Origin of the sequence: Phreatobacter sp. (assembly GCF_052440005.1) — a bacterium.
Taxonomy (GTDB): Bacteria; Pseudomonadota; Alphaproteobacteria; order Rhizobiales; family Phreatobacteraceae; genus Phreatobacter.
The window spans coordinates 1-21,734 of the sequence record NZ_JBQVQL010000013.1 but is presented as its reverse complement, the minus strand read 5'-3'; the positions used below and the strand labels follow the sequence as shown (position 1 = coordinate 21,734).

Genomic DNA, 21,734 nt, shown 5'->3' with positions numbered 1-21,734 from the left:
AAGGACCTGCCGGCAATGGCGGGCTGCATATCGGGAGGATGGAGCCATGCCAATCCGGGGCGCGACAGACGGCCCGCCAGGGCCGCTCGAGGAACGGGCCCGCGAGGTCCGCGAGGCCTTCGCCGCGCGCTATCGCGAATATCAGTATCGCTTTGTTGAATTCCTGACGGAGCATCTCAGCGACCTCTCGCGGGCCTTCGGCGGCGACCTGCAGGCCATGCTGGTTTTGGCCATCGTGGGACAGGTGCGGATCGCCTCCCTGGCGCATGCCGGAGCCGACGGGGACCAGGAGGAGCGAGGCGCCATCACCGCGTCACGCCTCGCGGACGTCACGGGTATTCCGCGCGAGACGGTGCGCCGCAAGCTGACCTTTCTCGCAGAGAGGGGTTGGATCGAGCGGACGCCCGGCCGGTCGTGGAGGCTGGTGGTGCGCGAGGAAGAGGCGGTGGCGCGACAAGACCTGTCCGATCTCGACCAGAGAGCGATCCATCGGATCGCCCGCCTGTTCGCGGGTCTGGAGGTGCTCGTCGTTCCGGATTCGCGCCAGGGCAGGCGGCCTAAGGCTTGAGGGTTCTCGTGCGCCCATGGCCCTTCGGCTGCCATGGTGAACCGCACCGGCTTCGGGCGTCCCCGCGGTGAGGTCGAGCCTCCAGCCTCGCCGCGACAATCACCAAGATGCCCCGGGTTTCACCGCTTTGCCGCAATTGGCGCAGGAACGCCGTGAGGCGCCGGACGGTTGTTCACGTGTCGATGCACTCGAAGGCCATGCCAACGACATCGTCGACTAACCCTTTGAAGTCATTCAACGGAGACACATTATGTCCATTCTCGACCAGCTCCTCGGTGGCGGTGACCGCGAGTCCACCAACGTGAACTCGGAGTCCTCGACTTTCGACTCGGTGATCGGCACCAATCCGGGCTTCGGCCTGAACACTTCGGATGTCCTCCATTCCTCGAACGCCAGTTCGGATGGTGACGGCGATATGGAGTCGAGCGAGTTCACCGGCATCGGCGATCTCGGCATCGGTTTCTCGGCCCCGACGGTGATCGGCGTCAGCACGTCCAACGACAGCGTTTCGGGCTCCTCGTCCGAGAGCGACGGCGGCAACGGCGGCCTGCTGGGCGGCCTTCTCTAAGGTCGTTCCCCCAGGGGGCGGAGCCAAGGCTCCGCCCCCGCCATCGTGATCGGCACGGTCCGGCCCGCTATGACAGAACCTGACGAAGTGAAGGCCTCGCTGAAAAGGCTCTGGCGGCCATTCGCTGTGGCGGCGGTCTTCAGCAGCGCCATCAACCTCCTGTATCTCGCCTCGCCGCTCTACCTGATGCAGGTCTACAACCGCGTGCTCGTCAGTGAGAACGTGACGACCCTTGTCATGCTGACGCTGATCCTCACCCTGGCGCTGGCTACCATGGGCATTGTCGACGCCCTGCGCTCGCAGGTCCTCATCCGCTCGGGCGTCAAACTCGACGCGGACCTGTCCAGCCGGGTTTTCGAGGCGCAGGTCGTGCGCTCCGCCCGTAATGGCTATTCCCGTGGCGCGCAGCCGCTGCGCGACCTCGACCAGTTCCGCACCTTCATCACCGGCCCAGGTGTGCATTTCGCCTTCGACCTGCCGTGGATCCCGATTTATCTCCTGCTCCTCTGGTTCATCCATCCGGTCCTCGGCGCCGTGGCCACAATCGGCGCCCTACTGCTGTTCGGGCTCGCGCTGCTGAACGAGAAGATCACGCGCCGCGCCCTCCGCACGTCGGAGCAGGCGGCCAATCGCTCCTATGTCTTCACAGAGAACATCCTCCGCCACTCTGATGTGGTGGTGGCCATGGGCATGCAGCCCTCGGTGGAGCGCAACTGGTCAGGCAGCCGCGATGGCATGTTGTCGGAACAGGCACTGGCGAGCGACCGCAATGCGCTCGTTTCCTCGGCGATCCGCTTCGCCCGGCTGCTGCTCCAGGCACTGATGCTCGGCGTCGGGGCCTGGCTGGCGATCCGGCAGGTAATCCAGCCGGCGACCATCTTCGCCGCAAGCATCGTCATGGGACGGGCGCTGGTGCCGGTCGAGCAGGCGGTCGGCACCTGGCGGCAGTTCAACGAGGCCAGAGAGGGCTATCGCCGGGTCCGTGCGCTGTTGCAGGAGGTTCCCGCCCGCGCCGTGCAGACCATCGTCCCGCCGGCCGACAACAGCCTCAGTTCCCAGGACGTGAGTTTTTCGGTCGCGGGCCGGCCGGAACCCATCCTGCGCGACATCTCCTTCGCCATCGGCTCGGGCCAAGCGATCGGTCTCGTCGGGCCCAGCGGCTCCGGCAAGAGCACACTCGCCCGCCTTCTGGTCGGCGCAGTCCAGCCGCAGCAGGGCACGCTGAAGCTCGGGGGGCTGGGCTACGACAAGTGGGACCGCGACGCCCTCGGCAGCCGCATCGGCTACCTGCCGCAGGACACCGGACTGTTCGCCGGCAGCGTGCGCGACAACATCGCCCGGTTCGGCGACGCCTCCACCGAGGACGTCGTCGAGGCGGCGATGATGACCGGAATCCACGACATGATCCTCGACCTCCCCAACCAGTACGACACGATGCTGGGGCCGGGCGGCGTCGGGCTTTCCGGGGGTCAGAAACAGCGGCTCGGACTGGCGCGGGCGCTGCTCGGTCGTCCCTCGCTCATCGTGCTCGATGAACCCAACGCCAATCTCGACAGCGCCGGCGAGGAGGCGCTGAAGCGCGCGCTGCTGGCGCTCAAGGCGGGTGGTACCACCATCGTCGTGGTCACCCATCGCAATACGGTTCTCGAGGTGGTCGACGCCCTGATGTTCGTTCGCGCCGGCCGCGTGGAGAAACTGGCGCCGCCCGAGGAGGTCTATGACCACATCCGCGCCACCATGGCGGCGACGCCGGCCGCAGCCACCGTGACCTGAGGAGGAGAGTATGGGCGCAGCCCACCGCCACGCCCTGCCGCTCACCGCCACACGCCGCGGCATCTATCTCGACAGCCGGGGTCCGGCGATCGCCGGCTTCGCAGCAATCGGCGCCTTCGTCGCGATCCTCGCGCTCTGGGCCTCTCTTGCTCCGCTGTCGGGCGCGGCCATCGCGCCGGGTACGCTTCAGGTGGAGGGACGCCGCCAGACGGTGCAGCATCCCTATGGCGGGGTCATTACGAACCTCGCGGTCGCCGACGGCGACGTGGTCGCCAAGGGGCAGGTGCTGATCACCCTGTCGGATGCGGAGCCGCGGGCGCGCCTGGACGTCCTGCTGGCCGAGCGCGACAGCTTGATGGCGCAGGAATCGCGGCTTGTTGCCGAGCGCGACGGCGCGGAAACACCGGCGTTCGCGACGCTGGATGGGCGGCGCGGGGAGGATCGGGTCGCCCAGGCCATCGCCAACGAGATGGCGATCCTCGCGGCGCGCCGCAGGCAGCACAACACGGCCGCCGACATCTTCCGGCAGAAGGCGGCGCAAGTGGGCGAACTGCGTCGCGGCTTACGGGCGCAGATCGAGGGCCTCACGCGCCAACGCGCGCTCGTGGATGAGGAGACCACGGGGGCGCGCGCACTGCTCGCCTCAGGCTATACACCGCGCACACGCGTGCTCGGGCTCGAGCGAGACCTCGCCCGCATCGATGCGGAGATCGGAGCCCGCCAGGCGGAGCTCACACGTGCGCAGGAGGCGGTGGGCGAAACCGAACTGGAAATCGCCCGACTGGACCGCTCGATGATCGCCGAAGTGACCGAGCAACTGCGGCAGACACAGGCAAAGCTCGCCGAAATCGCGCCGAAAATCCTGGTTGCGCGCGACGCGCTGACACGCACCAAGATCACCGCGCCGGCGACCGGAACCGTGGTCAGCGCCACGGTGTTCACTGAAGGCGGGGTGGTGCAGGCGGGAGCGACGCTCCTCGACATCGTGCCGGCCGACAATCCGCTGATGGTCGATGCGCGCCTGCCCATCGGCGACGTCAGCGAGGTGAATAGGGGCCAGACTGCCGATGTCCGCCTCGTCAGCGTCAACCGCTCCGAACGCCCTCATATCCGCGGCGAGGTGGTGCTGGTCTCGGCGGACAGGGCGGTCGATGAACGCTCGGGCACGGCCTACTACCCGATGCGGGTGAGAATGAATGCCGAGGACGTGCGCAACGCGCGCATGGAACTGAAATCCGGCATGGCCGCCGAGATCGTGGTGACGACCCGTCCGCGGTCGCTGGTCGACTACCTCATCGGCCCTCTGGCCGATGAGATCGCGGGTTCCTTTCGGGAGAGGTGAGCATTGCATGGCCAAGCGCAGCAAGACCCATGACGACGCACAGCCGAACCGCTCTGCGCCCGCCTTCGACGGCATGGCCGGCGGCCTGCTCTCCGGCGCCATGCTGGCGGGCGCGGTGGCAGGTGCGGTCGAGCACAGCCTCGCCCCTCAGGGTGCCGAGGGACCGCCCGCCGGCCCGGTCGGAACCGCCCGTGCCGCAGACGGCGGCGCTGGCGACGCACAGCCTGCAAGGCTACCGTTTCCTGCGCCTGGTGCTCCCGAAGTGGGACCCGCCAACGCACCGCACATGGAAGCGGCGCCCACGCAGGGGGAGCCCGCGCCGACCCTGACGTCGGCCGCGCCGTCGCAGGCGGGGCCGGGCGCGACCGGTGCTCAGGCGGCGCCGCGTCCGGAGGCCGCCCCGTCGACGTTCGTGGAAAGCACCGCGGCTCGCCCAGACGTGACCGCCACGCCGGCAGCGCCGACCTCATCGGTGGCCGAACAGGTGGAACCGGCCGCGATAGCGCCTGCAGTGGACCTCGCGGCGGTGCCTGCCGGCCTGTCGCCGCTCGTGGACCAAGTCGCCGGCGATCTGACTCAGGATCTTACGGCGCTGACGGACGCGGTCACAGCCGAGCTCAGTTCCCTGATTGCCATGCCCGCGATCACCACCGAACCCGGGTCCGCGCTGGAGGCGCCGACCAAAGCCGTGGCCGACCTTGCCGCGGCACTGGACACCCAACTCGCGGGCCTGCCGACCGCCGCCGAACTCGCCCCCGCCCTCATGGGCCCGGTGGCCGAGGTAGCAGCACTGGCAGAAACGGTCGCCGCCATTCCGGCGACCCTGCTCGGGGCCGAGAGCCTCGACGTGCCGCTCTCGCCGCTGAGCATCGCCCTCGGCGCCGAGGCAAACACCGCGCCGCATCTGTCGGTGACGTTGCCCGGCGTGACGGCTGACATGGGGGTGGAGATCGCGGCGGAGGTGGAGGCGGGCATCCTCGACCTCGGGGGGCTGGACGGTGGCGGTGCCCTCGCCATCAGCTTCGCCGGCCTGTCCTATCTGGACAGCCCGGAGATCGACGGCGGCACGACCGGCGGCAATGCCGGCCTGTTCCACGGCCTCATCTGACCGAGCGGAGCCGACGCGCCACGAAGCCGGGAGCCAGGATGCGGGCTGCCTCCTCGAAGGCGCGCGTCGCCTGGCGGATGTGGCGCAAGGAGCCGGAGGCCTTCGCCTCTTCCAAAATCCGCCGCGTCCGCAGCCAGCGCGGATCGCCGCCGCCGCAGGCGTCCAGATAGCGGATGGCCTCGGCCAGCGTGACGATGACCCGCTCGTCTTCGGTTCCTGGATAGAGGCTGACCGATCGCATCAGCAGTGTTCGTTTCGGCATATCGTACTCCCATGTGGGAAACACGTGCCGGTGGGTGGCAGATGCAATAGGCTATGATTTCTCGTGGGCTGACTTGCCAGTCTGTACCGCACCCGCAAGCCGGACACACCGCCGGGCGCTCAAGCGGACGGCCGATGACTGGATAGCGCCGGCGGAACGGGGTCATTTTCTGCGCATTACTTGAAGCGTGCGTGTCCTGCCTTCGACCCTATGCTCGAGGCCGCTCCGCCCTTCGCAACCAGCCGTCAAGCGGTAGGGCTCGTGTCACCCCGGTGATCGTGCGCCTGGCTGGCGGTTTCCGTCTCGCCAACAGCCGCAGGGGCGAGCTGCGGCTGAGTACCTCTGTCCCGCAGTTCAGCGCGGCTACGCATCCAGGCGGAGCCGGATGGCGTAGTTGTCGAGTGTTCCGCGCAGGGGAGGAGGCCCGTTCAGCCAAGCCGGATGGAGGACCGAGAGGCGAGAGCACGTGATCAGCTCTCGTAGCGCCTCGGCCGCCAGAAATGGAACGAGGTTTTTGGCGGGGCAGGACGCCCGTCCGGCGCTGAACGGCACGAGCGGCAGCGCGTCCTCGGCGTCCCGACCGATCCAGGATCGGGGGCGAAAGCGGTCAGCGTCCGGCACCCAGCTGGCGCGGTGGAAGAAGGGCGCATAGATCAGGACGCCCGCGCCTTCAGGCAGACCGCCCGTGCCAAGGGTGGTCGCCTCAGTCGTCTGGCGGAGGATGGCGGGGGTCGTCGGGAACAGGCGCAGCGTCTCCAGGATACAGGCTCTCAGGAAAGCCGGCTCGCTGCCAGCGTTCACGAGGGCCAAAGCCTCGGCGTCTGCGACGATCAGCGCGAGGGCCCGAAACGCGGTCATGCCCGCGGGATCGAAGGCGAAGAGCCATTGTGTGACCTGATGGGTCGCGGCGCTGGCTTCCGGCATTCCCGTAAGGCGGGCCACGAGGCTGCCGGGTTGGCCGCGTTCGACATAGGCTCGAAGCCGCGCATGGAGATCGTCGCGGGCACTCCGATCCCTCGGTCGCGCGAAGGCCCAGTTCGCCCGCCGCCGCAGGCGCTCCATCAGGTCTGAGACGGCTTGGTCGTCCCGCGCGAGGTCACCGAGCACGATGCGCCTGACGATCCGTGACCAAGCCTCGGCGAACGCGGGCCATGCGAGTTCGCCCGAAGCGCGGCTGCTCGCGAGCAGCACCTGCACCTCCTCGGCGATCACCATGCGGAAACGATCGGCTTGGCTGTGCACGGGAGCCGGTGTTTCCAGCGCCCTTTCGCTGAGCCGCCGACGCGGCGCGCGTTCGGCGCCCCGCGTGACGAGTGACGTGTCCGGCTCGAAATGGCCGAGCGCCGCCCGCTTCTCGTCGGATGCGGACGTGAACGGTGCGGGCGTCCCGTGGAGCACCGCCGCGACATCAGCCGGGTCGAGCACGAGCGCCTGCGTGCGGATCGGATTGCGGACGAGCGCGCTGCGGCCCCCATAGGCACGGTGCAGCCGCTCCATGTACCGTACGGCCCGGGCGTCGAGGTCCAGCCGTTCGGCGAGCGCCACCACGCGCCGCCTCCGAATGATGACGCCCTTTCCCCAGGTCGGCAGTGCCACCCGCAGCCAGAATCCCAGCGAATGGGCGATGGACATTGTCGGCAGGGCAGTGCCCGGCCCGGCGGGGTGCACCATCGTCATGCGAGCCACCGCAGCGAATGGGCCAGCCGCGCGGCGGCGTCCATGTCGAACCAGAGGCCATGGGCGAAGATGACCCGGTCGGCATTCAAGGCCACCAGGCGGCGCCCCGCATCTCTCGCCGGCCCGCCGGCCGCCCTGACGATGGCGCGCAGATAGACTGGGGCCCGACCGTCGGGAGCCGTAATCCCGGCGACCGCGGCGAGAGGCCGGACCAGGAGGGGCATCTTTTCAGGCTCCAGGTTCTGGACCAGGTCTGTGAGGATCAGCGTCCTGCTGTCTTGGTGAAACAGGGCGACCTCGCGAAAGCCGCCGAGGCCGGGGACGTGGACCTGGGACAGGTCGTCCGGCCAGTCTGCGGCGCTCTCCATCAGATCCTGGTCCAGCCGCACGCCCGACCGCTTCACCTGGGCGCGGTCGCGCAGGCCCGGCGCCGCCCAGGTCGTGGCCCGCGGCGCGTGCTCCTGCCAGGCGGCGAGATACATCCAGTGGGCGCTGTTCGGCGCGACGATATGGCGGATGGGCCCGATCTCTGCGAGGCGCCGGTGCAGGTCGGGTGTGTACCGCGTCGGCGAGTGAAGCAGCAGGCCGCCGTCAGGCAAACGCACGACGGTCATCCGGACCGGCAAAGGCACCAGGCCCATCGCCTTGAGCGGGCCGCTGTCGACGATCCACACATTCTCCGCAACGCCCTTCGGCACGTCGAGCGGAGGATAGGTGACGTCCGTCCTGTTCATCGGCGGGCCCGCGCGGCACCGGCGGCCATGGCGACGAGGAATACACCGCCGAGAACCGCCGCCACGGTGACCGCCGTCTGCCGATGTTCCGGCGAACGCAGGCCGCCGTCGATGCCGCCGGGAATGGCCGGTGGCCGGAACAGATTGCCGCTCGTCTGGCGGGCAGCCGGGGCTCTGCGGAAATAGGCGGTGAGGAACCGCGACATCAGCCGGCCGCTCAGCTGCGGCGACAGGAAGTGTCCCAGGCGCACGAGCCCGGTCACGGCGCCGACCATGGTGGTGGGCCGGGGGTTGCGGGCGAGGCGGACGATGGCTGCGGCGACCGTCCGGGCGTCGAGCAGGGGCGGGGGAGCGGACAACTGCCGGCCGGTATAGTTGGCCCCGTGGGCGATGCCCGGCGTATCGACGAAAGCCGGATAGATGTCGCAGACGTGGATCCGGGGATGGTCGATGAGTTCGCCGCGCAGGGCTTCGGCAAAGCCACGCAGGCCAAACTTGCTGGCGCTGTAGGCGGCGGCAAAGGGCGCCGGGGCGAAGCCGCCGAGCGAGATCATGTTGATGAAGACACCCTCGCCCTGGGCGATGAAGACCGGCAGCGCCGCATGGGCATCGTTCATGTGGCCGATGAGATTGGACCGGATGACCTGCTCGTGAGCCTCGATGGGCGTTTCGTGGAACGCCCCGACGGCGCCGGTGCCGACATTGCTCACCCAGACGTCGATCCGTCCGCCGAAGGCGACCGCCTCCTTCGCCAGATGACGGACGGCACTTGCATCGCCGACGTCGGTCGCCACCACGAGCGCCCGCCCGCCGGCCTGGCGGCAGTTCGCCGCGACGGTCTCGAGCGCCCTGGCGTCGCGCGCCGCCAGGACGATGCTGGCGCCGTCGCGTGCAAAGGCGAGGGCGGTGGCTTCGCCGATGCCGCTCGATGCACCGGTGATGACGACCACGAGGCCTGTCCTGGTCAGGGCTGTCTTCGCGTCGGTCATGTCCCGGCCTCGTCCTGCAACCGTGTTTTCCCGGTGGTCAAGCCGGCGGGAGAGCTGAAGGTTCCAATCGGAACAACGGCGACCCCGCAAGGCGAGCAGCCCTCCCGGGAGCGACCCTTACGCAGGCACCGCGGAATGTCGGATTTCGCACAGAGCGTAGTGCGGGGGCTTCAGCCGCTTAGGATCATGAATGCCACGGGCAAGATTTCAGTGGCGACCATTTGACGGCAATCCATTCAGCGAGCCAGAACCATGCAACGCCCGCAGATGAAGTCTCGTCTCCAGTTGTGGGATGAAAGAGAACCGGGGTTCCAGATCGGTGATCAGGTCAGGACCCTCTCCGGTGGACCCGCGATGGAGGTCACCGGACTGCAGGGTGGCGGCCTCGTTGCCTGCAGGTTGAACGGCAAGACCTTCGTACTTGCGGCGACGATCCTCAGACACGCCGAGCTGCCGTCGGCGCGGGAACTGGGCCTGCCCCGTCGCGGTCGAGTGGTGAGCAGCCGGCGCTCGCTGACGGTCTCCGGAAGCGGGACGCCTTCTCTCGCGACCGCTCCGGGTCAGGTGTTCTCCGCCATCGAGGTCGCAGCCATGCGGGACGCCTTCGCCGGCGCCTGCGCGCGCCTCAGGGCGGAGGGCGACCCGGCGCTGCGGCACGAGATCGCGGTGGCCGTTCTTCGGTCGTGGTCGCCTGTCTCCCGCGACGACGGTGCAGGCACGGAGGCCCTCGGAGGCCGCTAGTGCACGCGCTTCGGCGGAGAGTAGATGCCGCCGACCAGCGCGAGGAGCCCATGGCGATCGAGGATGCGGATGTTGCCGCGCGTCCCCTTGATGAAGCCTTCGCCTTCCAGGGCCTGGATGCCGAGGGTCACGGCCCCCCGTCCGGTGCCGAGCATGGTCGCCAGATATTCGTGGGTGAGCGGAATGTTCGGCCCGTCGGCGCGGTCATGGCACATGAGAAGCCACCGGGCGAGCCTGCGATGGGCAATGACCCGTGCATTGGCATAGGCGGTTTCGCTGACCTGGAAAAACAGATGCAGCAGGTTGGCGCGGACGATCTCGCCGAGGCGCGGGATTTCCGCCATGAGCGCGGGAAACCTCTCGGCGGGCAGGCGCAGGCCGAATCCGGGGATCTGGACGAGGGCGCGGTGGGGGGACACGGACAGACCGAAGGCAAGGGCATAGCCGACGGCGCCCTCGCGTCCGATCATGCCGACCTCCGCCAGGGAGCCGTCGACGTCGTGGAGGAGCGAGGTGACCCCCGATTCCATGAAATACATGTGATCGATCGGACTGCCCTGACCGTGCAACTCGCACCCCAGCGGCAGGTGGATTCGCTCCGTCTGCCTCAACACATGGTCGGCTTCGTCGGGTGCGAGGTCTTTCAGCACCTCGTTGAGATGAGGTTGGGACGGCATTGCGCGTCTCCGTCGGGCAGGTGGGGTCGACGCGACCTCCGCGGAGGTGGCGACACGCGCAGCACGCCGTCTGTGAAACGCTGTGGCGACTATAAGCAACGCAGGGTCTGCAGCTCTAGGCCATGTCCAAATCGGTGCGGTGAGCGCACGACAATCAGCATCAAATGCACGAAACAGAGCGTAGCACGCCCTGTCTAGGGCGTATCGACCAAAAGCTCCAGGCGGGCGGACAACACCATCCTGTCGTCTCCCCAGTCATAGACCTGCACCTGGAGACGTCTGGATCCCCCGCCCTGACGCACCGAGTCGAGCATCATCTGCGCCAGCATTTCCGTCGCTTCCCGCTCGATATGCGACGACCTATCCAGGTCCACCCGCTCGCTGAGGTCCGTCACCAGGCCGTCTTCAACGACCGAGAACCGGTATCCGGGCATACGGCCCTCCTTCGGTCGGGTGCTGGATCGCGCCGGCTCGGCCGACGAACGGTGCCGGGTCCGAAATGGGATGAAACGCCGTTCCGGCCGCGCCGTTCCTTCCCCGCCGGGGGAAATGTATGATTCCGGACAAAGGGTTCGCGACGTTCCCGTGTCGGTCTTGGATGGACGGTGACCAAAGGCATGGAGTGCCGTCATGTGCAGCCCGCCTATCATGGAACCGGCATTCGTGACCCCCGAGCAGCTTCAGGACGCGCAGACCGTCTTCGATCAGGTGTGCGAGGAGTTCGCCTTCAGGGCGGACGACCATTCAGCCCGCAGCCGGCTGGCGGAGGCCGTGATGACGGCGGCATGCCTGCGCCATGACCTGCCCAGCCAGTTCTGGACCATTGCCCGGCGGACAGCCGCCGACATCCTTCAGGAGCGAGGCTGACGCAGGGCCGGTGGGCACGAACCCGCTGGCTGCGCCGGCCTCCATTTCGTCTCGCCGGTGCCAGCGTTCTTGAACCTGTGCGGCGCGGGCCCCGCGAAGCTTGCGAAGCCATCCGGGAGAGGGACGTCAGAACTCCCCCCGGCGCTGGCACCGACCAATGGCAGGGGCGACCCTGACCACCTCGACCCCCCTGACCGCATAGCGGGTCCCTGTCCGGGAGAAGATGCGCCCCCGCGCCGGTGATCTCAGTTCGCAACGGACGCGTGAAGCCGGGTCGATGAGAGTCGCCACGACATCGTTCTCGTCCACGATTGCCCCGAGTTCCGCCTGAAACAACAGAATTCCCGGTCGAGGAGCCACAACGGGGAGAACCTCGGATTCCTGGATCACGAGAGGTTCCTTACCCTCGGGCGGCAACCGCCGGGCATCGGGGCTGAGCGCGCCCCGATACGCCAGGAAGCTCAAGAGGGACCGGGCATCGCGAGCAGCGAGGTCGTCGGAAACATCACGTTGCCCTCTAAGCTCGACGGTGGCGACGAAGGGCGGGGGCGCGTCATCGGGGGCAGTCCGCCCTTCGTTCATCTGCGCGCCGATGGAGGCGTCCTCGAAGGTCAGGCCCGATTCACCGCCCGAGGTCGTGATCACCAGCGGTGCTCCCATCCACCGCGCCAGGATTATGGCCTCCCCGGCACCGGGCACAGGCGCATAGACGAACAGTTCAGCGTCGTGATTGCTGTGGAGATCGAGGATCGTTTCCGCGTCGCAGCTCAATCGCAGCAGCACTCCCTGGAGCTCCTCGAGAATGTCCGAGGGCGGATGCTGACGCAGGACGCGTTTGACGTCCGATCCGGTTCGGACCTCCCGTTCCGCAGGAGACAGCGCCGGCAGGTTCCGCCTGGTCTCGGCCGAGACGTCAGGAAAGCCTCTGTTGAAGTTGGCCCCGCTCGCGAGATCGAAGCGCCCTTGCGGCTCCCCCAGGACCCGTTGCGAGAGCCCGATGGGATTGGCACACGGAACGATCGTGACCGTCCCGCAGATCGCTCCCTCTTCCTCGAGCCTGATCAGGGGGTCGATCAGGTGAACCGCGAGCAGGTAGCCCGGCACTTCGTCTGCATGAAGGCCCGCCTGAACATAGACACGGGGACCCGAGCCGGTCCCGAACCGGTAGACTTCAACCTCAAACTGGCAGCCGGTGGTCTGAGGAGATAATCGGAGAGTTTCGCGCTGCATGGCAGAATTTCAGCGTTGGGGTCGGCGCTCAGGCCATGGCCAGGTGATCGCAGTCCCCACGTTGGGCCGATGGATCGATGTGCCTCCAGATGAGGGGGCCGCATCGTCTGGATCACCAACGCGTCTCCACCGCCCTGGGTCCTCAACGACGGCGCGCTTCCTTCCTGCATTGGACCTCCGCCGCCTGTCCCGGTCGGACCGCCCGGCCTTGGCCTCTGGCTGGTCCTATTGAAACATCGGACGGGAGGCAGAGTTGAGGAAGTCCACAGGATCGACCCCCATGCCCAGCCTCTCCTCGCGGGACGACCAGTTCTCCTACCGGTTCGGCATCGAGGAGGAGTACTTCGTGGTGGACCGTCGCACCGGCGGGGTGCGGGCCCAGATGTCGGCCGATTTTCTCAATGTGCTGACCCGGACCTTTGGGTCCCACGTGATGACCGAGTTGCTGCAATGCCAGCTTGAAGTCGCGACTTCGCCGACGGGTTCCCCGGCATCGGCACGTCAGCAGCTGTTGGACTTTCGCCAGGGCATCACACAGGCTGGCAAGGCTTTCGACGCGGGCATCATCGCGGCCGGTACCCATCCCTCCGCGAAATCGGCGCAGATGCATCGCACGCGCAAGCGCCGCTACGACAAGGTGATCTCGGACCTGCGAATGATAGGCACGAACAACGTCCTGTCCGGCCTGCACGTTCATGTGGAGCTGCCCGATCCGGAGCGCCGGGTTCAGGTCATGTACCGGATGATCCCCTATCTCCACCTGTTCATCGCCCTGTCCGCCTCGTCGCCCTTCTGGGAAGGGCAGGACAGCGGGCTGGCGAGCTACCGGACCGTGGGCAACAAGATGCTGCCCCGCAGCGGCCTGCCCGAGCTGTTCAAGACGCTCGACGAATACTCGTCCTATGTCGGGGCGCTCGTGGACAGCCGGGTCATTCCCGACGCCTCCTACATCTGGTGGGGCCTGCGCCCCTCGCTACAGCATCCCACCCTGGAACTGCGCGTCATGGACAGCTGCACCTCGGTGGAGGATGCCGTTGCGCTCGCGAGCCTCTACCGCTGTCTCGTCAGGCACCTCTGCCGCGACGACCGGATCCACGAGGGGCTGACGGCCCTCGACCGTGCGATCGCCGACGAGAACACGTGGCGCGCTGCGCGCTACGGCACCGGAGCGACCTTCATCGATCGGCAGTCTCCGGCTTTGCCGTTCCGCCAGGAACTGGCCCGGGTTCTGGAACTGGTGGATGAGGATGCTGACGCCCTGGGTCTGGGCGATGAACTTGCCAGGATCCGGACTATTCCGCAGCGGGGAACAAGCGCCCACCGGCAGGTGAATATCGCCAAGGCGACGCTGGAGACGGGACGCACGTCCTCCTTCGCCATGCGCGAGGTGGTCCGATGGCTCCGCGTCTCGACGGAGTCCGGCACGCTCGTCACCTCCGAGACCCCGCCAACCGACCACGGCCCCGGCCGCCCGGAGACACTCCCGACCCAACCTGAAGCAGCGGAAACATGACCATGCGCGATCAAGATCTCGGAGCAACGGTGGCGCGGCTCGCCGCCGACGTGAAGATGCTGGAGCGCCGGCTGGCAGAACTCGCGCCTCGGACCCCCGGACCGGCCGAACCGGGCGGGGTCTTCCCCAGCGCAGTCGGCAACTCCTGGTCGGTGCGGCCGGATGACGAACCGGCGACGCCGTTCACCGCGAAAGACCGCGGGAGCCACTGATCTACGCATCAAGGCTGGCAGCCGACAACCCCGGTGCCAGGCGTTTCAGGACCTGCGGCCGTAGATGCGGTCGATGACCGCCGCGACGTCGCAGACCGCCTCGACCGCGGGATCGTAGCCCTTGCCGGCCGCGAGCGCCCGCGCCCAGTCCGCGGCGACCCGCCCGCCCCACTCGTCCGGCGGATCGCAAAGCGCCACGGTGCGTGTCCCCTGGTGGTGTTCGGCGACGAAATCGTAGAACGAGCCGCCGACATTGGCGAAGCGGACTCCGCCCGCCGTGCCGTGAAACACCGCCTCGATCTGCGCGTCCCGGCCGACTGGCAGGCGCCAGGAGCAGGCGAGGCGCAGGACCGCACCGTCGGCGAGTTCGATCGTCGCCAGCGCATGGTCCTCAACCGCCCCGTCGAGCGCGGCGAGGCGGTGCCCCTCCTTGAACAACTGGCTCGTGACGGTGCTCACCGCCGGGCCACCAAGGGACCAGAGCGCAAGATCGATCAGGTGGATGCCCAGGTCGACCACGCAGCCGCCGCCCGAGAGAGCGGGATCGTAGAACCACGGCTTGTCCGGCCCGTAGCCGTTGTGGAAGACGAGGTCAGCCGACTGGATGCGCCCGAGCGCGCCGGACTGCACCACGGCGCGCACTGCCTCCAGGGCGCGTGTGCGGCGATAGGAGAGGTCGACACCGAGCAGCAGATCGGCGGCCCGTGCCGCCTCCACCACGGCGCGCGTCTCCGCGGCGTTGCGGCCGAGCGGCTTCTGGCAGAAGACGGCGACGCCGGCCTTCAGGGCGCGGATCGCCTGGTCGGCATGCAAGGCGCTGGGAGTCGCGATCACCAGCCCATCGAGGTCGCGCGCGAGCAACTCGTCGAGGCTTGTGCAGGCGACCGCGTCGGGAGCCACGGCCAGCGCCGCTGAAACCGCCTCGGGCGAGGCGTCGGCGACCGCTGCCGCCTCGGTGACGCCATCCTCGACGATCGCCGTCATCCTGTGGCGGCCGATCCAGCCGACGCCGAGATAGCCGATGCGCGGGCGGCCGCGCGGCGCGGGGCGGGGCAGGGCGGCTGTCATGGCAGCACCAGCGCCTTCATGAAGCCGTCGGGCTTGTCGCGGGTGGCGTCCAGCGCCTCGCCCAGCCGGTCGAGGGGAAAGCGATGGGTGTAGAGCGGCGTCGGATCGAGCCTCCCGGCGACCACCGCGGCGACGGCCTGGCGCATGCCGGCGACATAGACGGCGGGGTCGCGCTCGTGGGCGTTGACCACGTCGAGCCCGCGCCAGTTCCACAGCTGCATGTTGACCGTCCGCGGCCCGTCCTGGTGATAGCCTGCGATCACCAGTCGCCCGCGCTCGCGCGTCAGTTCGGCGGCGAGGTCGAGCGGCCAGGGCTTGCCGACCGCCTCGATGACGCAGTCGCAGAAGCGCCCGCCGGTGAGGTCCCGGACCCGCGCGATGATTCCCTCGTGATCGTCGAGCACGAGCGTCTCGGCGGCGCCCATCGTCCGCGCGAGGTCGAGGGCGAAGGCGCGGCGCGACAGCGCGATCACGCGCGCGCCCGCGCCCGCGGCGAGCTGGACGAGCAGCGCGCCGATGAAGCCGATGCCGATGACGGCGACGGTGTCGCCGGCCCGGATGCCGCTGCGGGCCATGATGTTCATGGCGCAGCCGAGCGGCTCCCCGGCGAAGGGCAGGCCGTCTAGGGCGGCGGGAAGCGGCACCACGGCATCCGCCGCGGCGATGTCGTAGCCCGCATAGGCCCGGTAGCTGAGCGCGGCCACGCGGCTGCCGGGGGCGATGGAGGTCACACCCGCGCCGAGCGCATCCACCGTGCCCCAGCCCTCGTGGCCGAGGTCGCCGGGTGCGGTCGGGAAGCGCATCCAGTCCGGCCCGGCCCAGGGCGTCAGGTTGGAGGCACAGACGCCGCAACCCTCGATCCGCACCCTGATCTCGCCGGGGCCGGGCTCGGGCCGCGGCACCGGGGCGACGATGACCCGGCCAGGCGCGACGATGACCGCCGCCGCCATCGTCGTCTCCGGCGCCGCGGCGGCGCCTCTCGCGGGCATCCCGGCCATCGTTTCGCTCCTCACGGCTGCGCGCTCCGTTCCTCGATGACGTCCAGCACCGCCTCCGGTGCCACGTCGGTCTTGATTTGCCCGAAGCCGGCGACGGCCTCCTGATCGACGCCCACCTTGTCGGCGATGGCGCCGATGAGGGTGGCGAGCTTGGTCAGTTCGTGTTCCGTCAGCAGGCTGATGTGGAGGTCCAGCTCCGCCCGCCGCTCCGCCTCCGCCGCCATGCGGTTCTGGGTGATCAACACGAAGGTCGACAGGAAGATCGCCTCCACCGAGGCCGCCATGGCGAGCACGACGAAGGTCGGGTCGAACCGGGGCAGGACGGGCACGAGGCCGGTATTGATCAGAATCCATGCTCCGTAGAGCACGAGGTGCAGGTAGACGAACGTCATGCTGCCGGTGAAGGTGGTGATGACGTCAGCCACCCGCGCCTGCACGCCCTGACGGCGCTCGTCGTCGGCGCGGCGGCGCGCCAGCGCCTCCACATTGGCCTCCAGCGTCTGGCCGATGCCGTCCGACCTGTCGCTCCCCGGGGTCATCGCGGATCAGGGCGCGAGGGCGGTTTCAGCCGCCACCGGTGTCTGGCGCGCTACGCCGGACGTCGCGTAGCGTCGGACCATGTCGGCGCAGAAGATCGCGAATTCCTCCGCCACGAGCGGCGGGCTCGTGTGGTGGGCCTCGATTCCCCGATGTTCCGGCGTGAAGCAGAAGGTGACGGTGACGTCGAAATCGGCCAGCGCCGCCATCTGGCGGTCGAACCAGTCGAGGGCGTTGGGCCGGTAGGAATCGGCCCAGGACAAGCCCGTCCGCAGGTGGCGAACGCCGAGCCGCTTCAGCCATGCGACCGCGTCGTCGAGGCGGTGATCCTCGAAATGAAACCACTGGCAGAGGCCGAGGTCGCCGCCATGGGCGGCGAAGGCGTCCAGCGAGGGCTTCGGCGTACCGTCTTCGCGCAGCAGCCCCATGTAGAAGTGGCGGTAGTAGGAGGAGCCCTCCGCCTCCCGGTGGCGCGTCGTCGCCTCCCAGGCGCGCGGCAGGTCGTAGAGGCTGTACCAGTGAATGCGCGGCGCCAGACCGGTCAGCAGTTCGGCGCTGCGACGCAGGCCCCATGCCTGGACCTCTTCCGATCCGAACGAGGAGACGCCAACCTCCGTCACCCAGACCGGTTTGTCGGTGACGGCCCGGATTTCTGCGACCCTGTCGGGCCAGGCCTCGATCGGCCAGAGGTTCCAGTCGAGCGGGAAGCCATGCACCGCAACCGCATCGACATGATCGAGCGCGCCCTTGTCGGCGAGCCGGCGCAGAAATCCCGGATCGATCGGCGACATCCCGCCGAGCACCCGCGTCAGGCCGGGCGCCTCGGCGGCCACAGCGCTGCCGCAGAGCCTGACAAGTTCGGCGTAACGGTCCCATTCCGGATCGAGGAGCGGATCCCAGTGCGACTTGTTGTTGGGCTCGTTCCAGATTTTCACGGCCTCGATCACGGGCGCACCTCCTCTCCCTCGCCGGCAGGGCGGACCGGATACACGGGCCCGGAGGGCGTGGGGCGCTCGGCGCGGCGACAGATATAGACCTCCTCTTCGGGATGGTCGGTGATCTCGAAGCCGGCGCTGCGCAGCATGGCCTCGGCGCAGGCCGCATTCGGCACCCACCAGTTGGTCCAGTCATGGGCGTACTGGTGCTCGACGAAATGCATCTTCGGATAGCCAGCCCGGTCGAAATGGTCGGTGTCGAAGAAGTCGTAGTCAGACGCCACCGGCGCGACCTCGCTCGCGCCCCGCTGCATCGACTGGAACACCAGCATGTCGCCAGCGACGTGCTCGTGGATGAGGTCGAGGGCGAGCAGCGGGTGGCGCAGGTGGTAGAGCACGCCCATGAACAGGACGATGTCGAAGCGCTCGCCGAGGGCGGCGACGTCATAGATGGACAGTTCCCGAAACTCGATGTCGAGCTCCACCACCTCGGCTGCGAGCCGCGCCTGGGCGAGATAGCGGGGGTCGGAATCGATCCCGACGACCCGGGCGGCGCCACGCCGCTTCATCTCCATGGAATAGAAGCCGGCATTGCAACCGATGTCGAGAACGCTCGCTCCCTTGAGGTCCTGGGGTATGGCGTGAGCGAAGCGGTGCCACTTGTCCGCCGGATAGCGGTTGAGAAAGTGGTTGGGAGCGGTGCGCACCCCCTTGAGGTCCAGGTCATGGAACCAGTCGCCGAGTGCTGACACCCGGTTCTGGATCTCTTCGCGCGTCATATGCATCGCCGATCCGTCATCTCTCCTCGACTGGCGGTCAACGGCATTGCCGGTAGCGGGTTCCAATTGCTCGTCCCCCAATACCGCGGCAGCGGCAGCGGCTGAGAAAAGGAACCAGCCCGCGCGACGTCCGGTTGCTTTCGCGAATTGCCGCACCGTGTCTCCAACCCCCCAGGCCAACGATGAGCAAAGCCAAGACCCTCACCGATCACGACGCCATCCGCCGCTGGGCTGAAGAAAGGGGCGGGCGCCCGGCCCGCGTTCGCGACACGGCGGACGAGGGCGGCGGCGGCGTCCTGCGCTTCGACTTCGGCGAGCCTGAGGAGCGGCTGGAGGAGATCGACTGGGAGACCTTCTTCCGGATCTTCGACGAGAACGGCCTCGCCCTGCTCGAGCAGGACGAGACGGCCGGCGGCAAGACCAGCCGCTTCTTCAAGTTCGTCAATCGCTGAGGCGCCTCCATGGCCGAGACCATCCTGATCACCGGCGGCGCGGGCTTCGTCGGTCGCCATGTCGCCTTCGCGCTGCTTGCCCGCGGCTACCGCGTCCGGGCGCTCGACGGCCTCATCGGCCAGGTGCATCCCGACGGCCGCCGGCCGGGCGAACTCGATCCCGCCGTCGAGCTCGTCATCGGCGACATCCGCGACCCGGTGGCGGTGCGCGCGGCGCTGCAGGGGGTCGACGCGGTGATCCATCTCGCCGCCGAAGTCGGCGTCGGCCAGAGCATGTATGCGGTGGACCGCTACACCTCGGTCAACGACCTCGGCACCGCCATCCTGTTCCAGCAGCTCATCGACCGGCCGGTGCGGCGGGTGGTCACCGCCTCCTCCATGAGCATCTATGGCGAGGGCCTCTATCGCAGCCGCGACGGCCGGCTGGTGGAGGACGCGGTCCGGGGGGGACGCAACCCCGACGGCTCCTGGGATCCCCTGGGCCCCGACGGCCAGCCGATGGAGCCCGTCCCGACGCCCGAAACCAAGCGGCCCTCGCTGCGCAGCGTCTACGCCATCAACAAATATGTCCAGGAACGGCTGACGCTCACGCTGACCCGCCAGTACGGCATGCAGGGCACGGCCCTGCGGCTGTGGAACATCTATGGTCCCGGCCAGGCGCTCTCCAACCCCTATACCGGCGTTCTCGCCATTTTCGCATCGCGCATCGCCAATGGTCGTCCGCCGATGATCTTCGAGGACGGCCGGCAGCGACGCGACTTCGTCCACGTGCGTGACGTCGCCCGCGCCTTCCTCCTGGCGCTGGAACGCCCGCAGGCCGACGGCGAGGTCTTCAACATCGGCTCGGGCATCGACCGCACCGTCACCGACGTGGCGCTGCTCCAGGCCGCCGCCATGGGACGACCGGACCTCGAGCCAGAGATCACCGGCCAGCAGCGCGCCGGCGACATCCGCCACAACATTCCCGACCTCATCAAGGCGCGGCTGGAGCTCGGCTTCGAGCCGAAGGAGGACTTCACCGACGGCCTCGCCGAACTCGCCGCCTGGGTGGCGCGCAGCGAGGCCCTCGACAGGGTTGCCGAGGCGCGGCGCGAACTCGAGGAACGGGGACTCGTCGCATGAGCACGCCGCCTCTCCTTGTCACCGGTGGCGCCGGTTTCATCGGCTGCAATCTGGCCGACCGCCTCGCGGCGGAGGGGCACCGGGTACGCATTTACGATTCCCTCGCGCGAGCCGGCGTGGAGGAGAATGTCGGCTGGCTCAGGGAGCGCCACGGGGATCGCATCGAGCCTGTCGTCGCCGATATCCGCGACGAGGCTGCCCTGCGCCGCGCGACAGCCGACGTCGCCGCCGTCTTCCACCTGGCTGCGCAGGTGGCGGTGACCACCAGCCTGGCCGACCCCGGGGCCGACTTCGGCGTCAATCTGCAGGGCACCTTCACCCTCCTCGAGGCGTTGCGCGCCCGCAGCGAGCCGGTGCCCCTCGTTTTCGCCAGCACCAACAAGGTCTATGGGGATCTCGCCGAGATTCCCCTGACACTTCGCGGCGACGCCTGGCTGCCGGAGGACGACGAGGTGCGCCTCCGCGGCATCGGCGAGGACCGGCCGCTCGACTTCCACACGCCCTATGGCTGCTCCAAGGGGGCCGCCGACCAGTATGTCGTCGACTATGCCCGCAGCTTCGGCTTGCCGGCCACGGTGCTGCGCATGAGCTGCATCTATGGCCCTCGCCAGCGCGGAACAGAAGACCAGGGATGGGTGGCCCATTTCCTCATCCGTGCGCTCGCTGGCGAGACGATCGGCATCTATGGCGACGGCCATCAGGTCCGCGACATCCTCCATGTCGACGATGCGGTGGCGGCCTATGTCGCCGCCTGGCGCGCCATCGACAGGGTGGCAGGACAGGCCTTCAACCTCGGCGGCGGGCCCGACAATGCCGTGAGCCTGAGGCAGGTGCTGGCCGCCACCGGCGAGCTGATCGGCCGGCCCGTCGCCCACGGCTTTCACCCTTGGCGGCCGGGCGACCAACGCTATTTCGTCGCCGATTCCCGTCGGCTGCGCGACACGCTCGGCCTGCCCGAGCCGCGCGGCTGGCGCAGCGGCCTCGCCGATCTCGCCGGCTGGCTACAATCCAACCGTCCTGCGCCGGCTCCACCCCTGGCCAGGCTGGCCCCAGCGCAGCCACGCGCGTGCGATCCGCGACGGGTGGTCATGACCACCGACGCCGTAGGCGGCGTCTGGACATATGCGACCGATCTCGCTGCCGGCATGGCGGAGGCGGGCATCGCCACCCACCTCGTCGTCCTCGGGCCCCCGCCCGACGTCGCGCGGGCGGCGGAGGCGCGGGCCATCCCGGGCCTGACGCTGGAGGTCCCAGGCCTGGCCCTCGACTGGACGGCCGGATCGCCCGATGAGGTGGCCCATGCCTCCGAGAGCCTCGCCGCTCTTGTGCGGCGGGAGGGTGCCGATCTCGTCCACCTCAACCATCCCGCCCTCGCGGCCGGGCTTTCGCTGACCATGCCGATCGTGGCGGTGTGCCATTCCTGCCTCGCCACCTGGTGGGCGGCGGCGGGTGAGGGCGACATGCCCGCCGATTTCCGTTGGCAGATCGCCCTGCAGGCGAAAGGCTATGCCGCCGCCGACCGGCTGGTGGCGCCGAGCCGCGCCTTCGCCGCCGCCACCGAGGCCGCCTATGGCGTCAGGCC

Annotated in this window: 24 protein-coding genes and 1 pseudogene; 13 read left to right on the top strand and 12 right to left on the bottom strand. The window is 68.7% G+C overall.

The window, feature by feature from the left end; translation table 11 throughout:
- Nucleotides 1-46 precede the first annotated feature (46 nt).
- From ACT6XY_RS05255 to ACT6XY_RS05235, 5 genes are all read left to right on the top strand, one after another.
- Nucleotides 47-568 (top strand): helix-turn-helix domain-containing protein, encoded by a 522-nt coding sequence (locus tag ACT6XY_RS05255; RefSeq protein WP_444747279.1) that lies wholly within the window; start codon nt 47-49, stop codon nt 566-568.
- Nucleotides 569-818: 250 nt separating this feature from the next.
- Nucleotides 819-1,136: a hypothetical protein gene (locus ACT6XY_RS05250; RefSeq protein WP_444747278.1), complete on the top strand. Its 318-nt coding sequence runs from the start codon at nt 819-821 to the stop codon at nt 1,134-1,136.
- Nucleotides 1,137-1,205: 69 nt separating this feature from the next.
- A complete protein-coding gene (locus ACT6XY_RS05245) occupies nt 1,206-2,909 on the top strand; it encodes a type I secretion system permease/ATPase (protein ID WP_444747277.1) in 1,704 nt (567 codons plus the stop codon).
- Between the two features lie 10 nt (nt 2,910-2,919).
- Nucleotides 2,920-4,251 carry an HlyD family type I secretion periplasmic adaptor subunit gene (locus tag ACT6XY_RS05240; protein WP_444747276.1) on the top strand — a complete coding sequence of 444 codons (1,332 nt, stop codon included), beginning with the start codon at nt 2,920-2,922 and terminating at the stop codon, nt 4,249-4,251.
- 7 nt (nt 4,252-4,258) lie between these two features.
- Nucleotides 4,259-5,359, top strand: a complete 1,101-nt coding sequence (locus ACT6XY_RS05235; RefSeq protein WP_444747275.1) for a hypothetical protein — start codon at nt 4,259-4,261, stop codon at nt 5,357-5,359.
- On the opposite strand, the gene ACT6XY_RS05230 is transcribed toward ACT6XY_RS05235, so the two are convergent.
- The 4 genes from ACT6XY_RS05230 to ACT6XY_RS05215 all read right to left on the bottom strand — a co-directional run bounded on the left by ACT6XY_RS05230 (nt 5,352) and on the right by ACT6XY_RS05215 (nt 9,021).
- Nucleotides 5,352-5,621 (bottom strand): hypothetical protein, encoded by a 270-nt coding sequence (locus ACT6XY_RS05230; RefSeq protein ID WP_444747274.1) that lies wholly within the window; start codon nt 5,619-5,621, stop codon nt 5,352-5,354. The two genes, ACT6XY_RS05235 and ACT6XY_RS05230, sit on opposite strands and share 8 nt — an antisense overlap.
- 363 nt (nt 5,622-5,984) lie before the next feature.
- Nucleotides 5,985-7,298, bottom strand: a complete 1,314-nt coding sequence (locus ACT6XY_RS05225) for a cytochrome P450 (protein WP_444747273.1) — start codon at nt 7,296-7,298, stop codon at nt 5,985-5,987.
- Complete coding sequence (locus tag ACT6XY_RS05220) at nt 7,295-8,032, bottom strand: DUF4336 domain-containing protein (protein WP_444747272.1); 738 nt, start codon at nt 8,030-8,032, stop codon at nt 7,295-7,297. The genes ACT6XY_RS05225 and ACT6XY_RS05220 overlap by 4 nt, the downstream gene beginning before the upstream one ends.
- Complete coding sequence (locus ACT6XY_RS05215) at nt 8,029-9,021, bottom strand: SDR family oxidoreductase (RefSeq protein ID WP_444747271.1); 993 nt, start codon at nt 9,019-9,021, stop codon at nt 8,029-8,031. Before ACT6XY_RS05215 ends, ACT6XY_RS05220 begins: the two co-directional genes overlap by 4 nt.
- A gap of 252 nt (nt 9,022-9,273) precedes the next feature.
- Between ACT6XY_RS05215 and ACT6XY_RS05210 the strand changes: the two genes are divergently transcribed.
- Nucleotides 9,274-9,762 carry a hypothetical protein gene (locus tag ACT6XY_RS05210; RefSeq protein WP_444747270.1) on the top strand — a complete coding sequence of 163 codons (489 nt, stop codon included), beginning with the start codon at nt 9,274-9,276 and terminating at the stop codon, nt 9,760-9,762.
- Here the strand turns inward: ACT6XY_RS05210 and ACT6XY_RS05205 are convergent.
- Together ACT6XY_RS05205 and ACT6XY_RS05200 are read right to left on the bottom strand one after the other, a co-directional pair.
- Nucleotides 9,759-10,439, bottom strand: a complete 681-nt coding sequence (locus ACT6XY_RS05205; protein ID WP_444747269.1) for a Crp/Fnr family transcriptional regulator — start codon at nt 10,437-10,439, stop codon at nt 9,759-9,761. The genes ACT6XY_RS05210 and ACT6XY_RS05205 overlap by 4 nt on opposite strands.
- 194 nt (nt 10,440-10,633) lie before the next feature.
- A complete protein-coding gene (locus tag ACT6XY_RS05200; protein ID WP_444747268.1) occupies nt 10,634-10,873 on the bottom strand; it encodes a DUF6894 family protein in 240 nt (79 codons plus the stop codon).
- A gap of 229 nt (nt 10,874-11,102) precedes the next feature.
- On the opposite strand from ACT6XY_RS05200, the gene ACT6XY_RS05195 reads away from it, so the two are divergent.
- Nucleotides 11,103-11,306: a hypothetical protein gene (locus ACT6XY_RS05195; RefSeq protein ID WP_444747267.1), complete on the top strand. Its 204-nt coding sequence runs from the start codon at nt 11,103-11,105 to the stop codon at nt 11,304-11,306.
- A gap of 126 nt (nt 11,307-11,432) precedes the next feature.
- Here ACT6XY_RS05195 and ACT6XY_RS05190 read toward each other — a convergent pair whose 3' ends face one another.
- Entirely contained in the window at nt 11,433-12,536 is a 1,104-nt protein-coding gene (locus tag ACT6XY_RS05190; RefSeq protein ID WP_444747266.1) for a hypothetical protein, read from the bottom strand.
- A 280-nt stretch (nt 12,537-12,816) separates the two neighbouring features.
- On the opposite strand from ACT6XY_RS05190, the gene ACT6XY_RS05185 reads away from it, so the two are divergent.
- Both ACT6XY_RS05185 and ACT6XY_RS05180 read left to right on the top strand, forming a co-directional pair.
- Entirely contained in the window at nt 12,817-14,049 is a 1,233-nt protein-coding gene (locus tag ACT6XY_RS05185; protein ID WP_444747265.1) for a carboxylate-amine ligase, read from the top strand.
- Nucleotides 14,046-14,261 carry a hypothetical protein gene (locus ACT6XY_RS05180; protein WP_444747264.1) on the top strand — a complete coding sequence of 72 codons (216 nt, stop codon included), beginning with the start codon at nt 14,046-14,048 and terminating at the stop codon, nt 14,259-14,261. Before ACT6XY_RS05185 ends, ACT6XY_RS05180 begins: the two co-directional genes overlap by 4 nt.
- Before the next feature lie 45 nt (nt 14,262-14,306).
- Here ACT6XY_RS05180 and ACT6XY_RS05175 read toward each other — a convergent pair whose 3' ends face one another.
- From ACT6XY_RS05175 to ACT6XY_RS05155, 5 genes are read right to left on the bottom strand one after another with little or no spacing between them, the layout of a single operon-like run.
- Entirely contained in the window at nt 14,307-15,329 is a 1,023-nt protein-coding gene (locus ACT6XY_RS05175) for a Gfo/Idh/MocA family protein (protein ID WP_444747263.1), read from the bottom strand.
- On the bottom strand, nt 15,326-16,327 hold the full coding sequence (locus ACT6XY_RS05170; protein WP_444747262.1) for an MDR/zinc-dependent alcohol dehydrogenase-like family protein: 1,002 nt from the start codon (nt 16,325-16,327) through the stop codon (nt 15,326-15,328). The genes ACT6XY_RS05175 and ACT6XY_RS05170 overlap by 4 nt, the downstream gene beginning before the upstream one ends.
- An 11-nt stretch (nt 16,328-16,338) precedes the next feature.
- Nucleotides 16,339-16,866 (bottom strand): DUF1003 domain-containing protein, encoded by a 528-nt coding sequence (locus tag ACT6XY_RS05165; RefSeq protein WP_444747261.1) that lies wholly within the window; start codon nt 16,864-16,866, stop codon nt 16,339-16,341.
- Between the two features lie 6 nt (nt 16,867-16,872).
- The gene (locus ACT6XY_RS05160) at nt 16,873-17,811 is read right to left on the bottom strand and encodes a beta-xylosidase (protein WP_444747260.1); all 939 of its coding nucleotides are present in this window, start codon (nt 17,809-17,811) and stop codon (nt 16,873-16,875) included.
- Nucleotides 17,808-18,578, bottom strand: a complete 771-nt coding sequence (locus ACT6XY_RS05155) for a TIGR04290 family methyltransferase (RefSeq protein ID WP_444747259.1) — start codon at nt 18,576-18,578, stop codon at nt 17,808-17,810. The genes ACT6XY_RS05160 and ACT6XY_RS05155 overlap by 4 nt, the downstream gene beginning before the upstream one ends.
- A 182-nt stretch (nt 18,579-18,760) precedes the next feature.
- Between ACT6XY_RS05155 and ACT6XY_RS05150 the strand changes: the two genes are divergently transcribed.
- From ACT6XY_RS05150 to ACT6XY_RS05135, 4 genes and pseudogenes are all read left to right on the top strand, one after another.
- Nucleotides 18,761-19,030 (top strand): hypothetical protein, encoded by a 270-nt coding sequence (locus ACT6XY_RS05150; RefSeq protein ID WP_444747258.1) that lies wholly within the window; start codon nt 18,761-18,763, stop codon nt 19,028-19,030.
- 9 nt (nt 19,031-19,039) lie between these two features.
- Nucleotides 19,040-20,152, top strand: a complete 1,113-nt coding sequence (locus ACT6XY_RS05145; protein WP_444747257.1) for an NAD-dependent epimerase/dehydratase family protein — start codon at nt 19,040-19,042, stop codon at nt 20,150-20,152.
- Nucleotides 20,149-21,156: pseudogene (locus tag ACT6XY_RS05140) on the top strand (SDR family NAD(P)-dependent oxidoreductase); the annotation flags it as partial. The gene ACT6XY_RS05145 and the pseudogene ACT6XY_RS05140, both read left to right, overlap by 4 nt.
- A gap of 84 nt (nt 21,157-21,240) precedes the next feature.
- Nucleotides 21,241-21,734: glycosyltransferase family 4 protein (locus ACT6XY_RS05135; RefSeq protein ID WP_444747321.1), on the top strand; the 494-nt coding region annotated here is incomplete at its 3' end.

What these genes read in the sequence shown, in the direction of transcription:
- ACT6XY_RS05150 (WP_444747258.1), top strand. Translation starts at nt 18,761, where the DNA reads ATGAGCAAAGCCAAGACCCTCACCGATCACGACGCCATCCGCCGCTGG.
- ACT6XY_RS05180 (WP_444747264.1), top strand. Translation starts at nt 14,046, where the DNA reads ATGACCATGCGCGATCAAGATCTCGGAGCAACGGTGGCGCGGCTCGCC.
- ACT6XY_RS05235 (WP_444747275.1), top strand. Translation starts at nt 4,259, where the DNA reads ATGGCCAAGCGCAGCAAGACCCATGACGACGCACAGCCGAACCGCTCT.
- ACT6XY_RS05220 (WP_444747272.1), bottom strand. Translation starts at nt 8,032, where the DNA reads ATGAACAGGACGGACGTCACCTATCCTCCGCTCGACGTGCCGAAGGGC.
- ACT6XY_RS05230 (WP_444747274.1), bottom strand. Translation starts at nt 5,621, where the DNA reads ATGCCGAAACGAACACTGCTGATGCGATCGGTCAGCCTCTATCCAGGA.
- ACT6XY_RS05240 (WP_444747276.1), top strand. Translation starts at nt 2,920, where the DNA reads ATGGGCGCAGCCCACCGCCACGCCCTGCCGCTCACCGCCACACGCCGC.
- ACT6XY_RS05165 (WP_444747261.1), bottom strand. Translation starts at nt 16,866, where the DNA reads ATGACCCCGGGGAGCGACAGGTCGGACGGCATCGGCCAGACGCTGGAG.
- ACT6XY_RS05175 (WP_444747263.1), bottom strand. Translation starts at nt 15,329, where the DNA reads ATGACAGCCGCCCTGCCCCGCCCCGCGCCGCGCGGCCGCCCGCGCATC.
- ACT6XY_RS05255 (WP_444747279.1), top strand. Translation starts at nt 47, where the DNA reads ATGCCAATCCGGGGCGCGACAGACGGCCCGCCAGGGCCGCTCGAGGAA.
- ACT6XY_RS05215 (WP_444747271.1), bottom strand. Translation starts at nt 9,021, where the DNA reads ATGACCGACGCGAAGACAGCCCTGACCAGGACAGGCCTCGTGGTCGTC.
- ACT6XY_RS05225 (WP_444747273.1), bottom strand. Translation starts at nt 7,298, where the DNA reads ATGACGATGGTGCACCCCGCCGGGCCGGGCACTGCCCTGCCGACAATG.
- ACT6XY_RS05155 (WP_444747259.1), bottom strand. Translation starts at nt 18,578, where the DNA reads ATGACGCGCGAAGAGATCCAGAACCGGGTGTCAGCACTCGGCGACTGG.
- ACT6XY_RS05205 (WP_444747269.1), bottom strand. Translation starts at nt 10,439, where the DNA reads ATGCCGTCCCAACCTCATCTCAACGAGGTGCTGAAAGACCTCGCACCC.
- ACT6XY_RS05185 (WP_444747265.1), top strand. Translation starts at nt 12,817, where the DNA reads ATGCCCAGCCTCTCCTCGCGGGACGACCAGTTCTCCTACCGGTTCGGC.
- ACT6XY_RS05250 (WP_444747278.1), top strand. Translation starts at nt 819, where the DNA reads ATGTCCATTCTCGACCAGCTCCTCGGTGGCGGTGACCGCGAGTCCACC.
- ACT6XY_RS05245 (WP_444747277.1), top strand. Translation starts at nt 1,206, where the DNA reads ATGACAGAACCTGACGAAGTGAAGGCCTCGCTGAAAAGGCTCTGGCGG.
- ACT6XY_RS05190 (WP_444747266.1), bottom strand. Translation starts at nt 12,536, where the DNA reads ATGCAGCGCGAAACTCTCCGATTATCTCCTCAGACCACCGGCTGCCAG.
- ACT6XY_RS05200 (WP_444747268.1), bottom strand. Translation starts at nt 10,873, where the DNA reads ATGCCCGGATACCGGTTCTCGGTCGTTGAAGACGGCCTGGTGACGGAC.
- ACT6XY_RS05170 (WP_444747262.1), bottom strand. Translation starts at nt 16,327, where the DNA reads ATGGCCGGGATGCCCGCGAGAGGCGCCGCCGCGGCGCCGGAGACGACG.
- ACT6XY_RS05145 (WP_444747257.1), top strand. Translation starts at nt 19,040, where the DNA reads ATGGCCGAGACCATCCTGATCACCGGCGGCGCGGGCTTCGTCGGTCGC.
- ACT6XY_RS05210 (WP_444747270.1), top strand. Translation starts at nt 9,274, where the DNA reads ATGCAACGCCCGCAGATGAAGTCTCGTCTCCAGTTGTGGGATGAAAGA.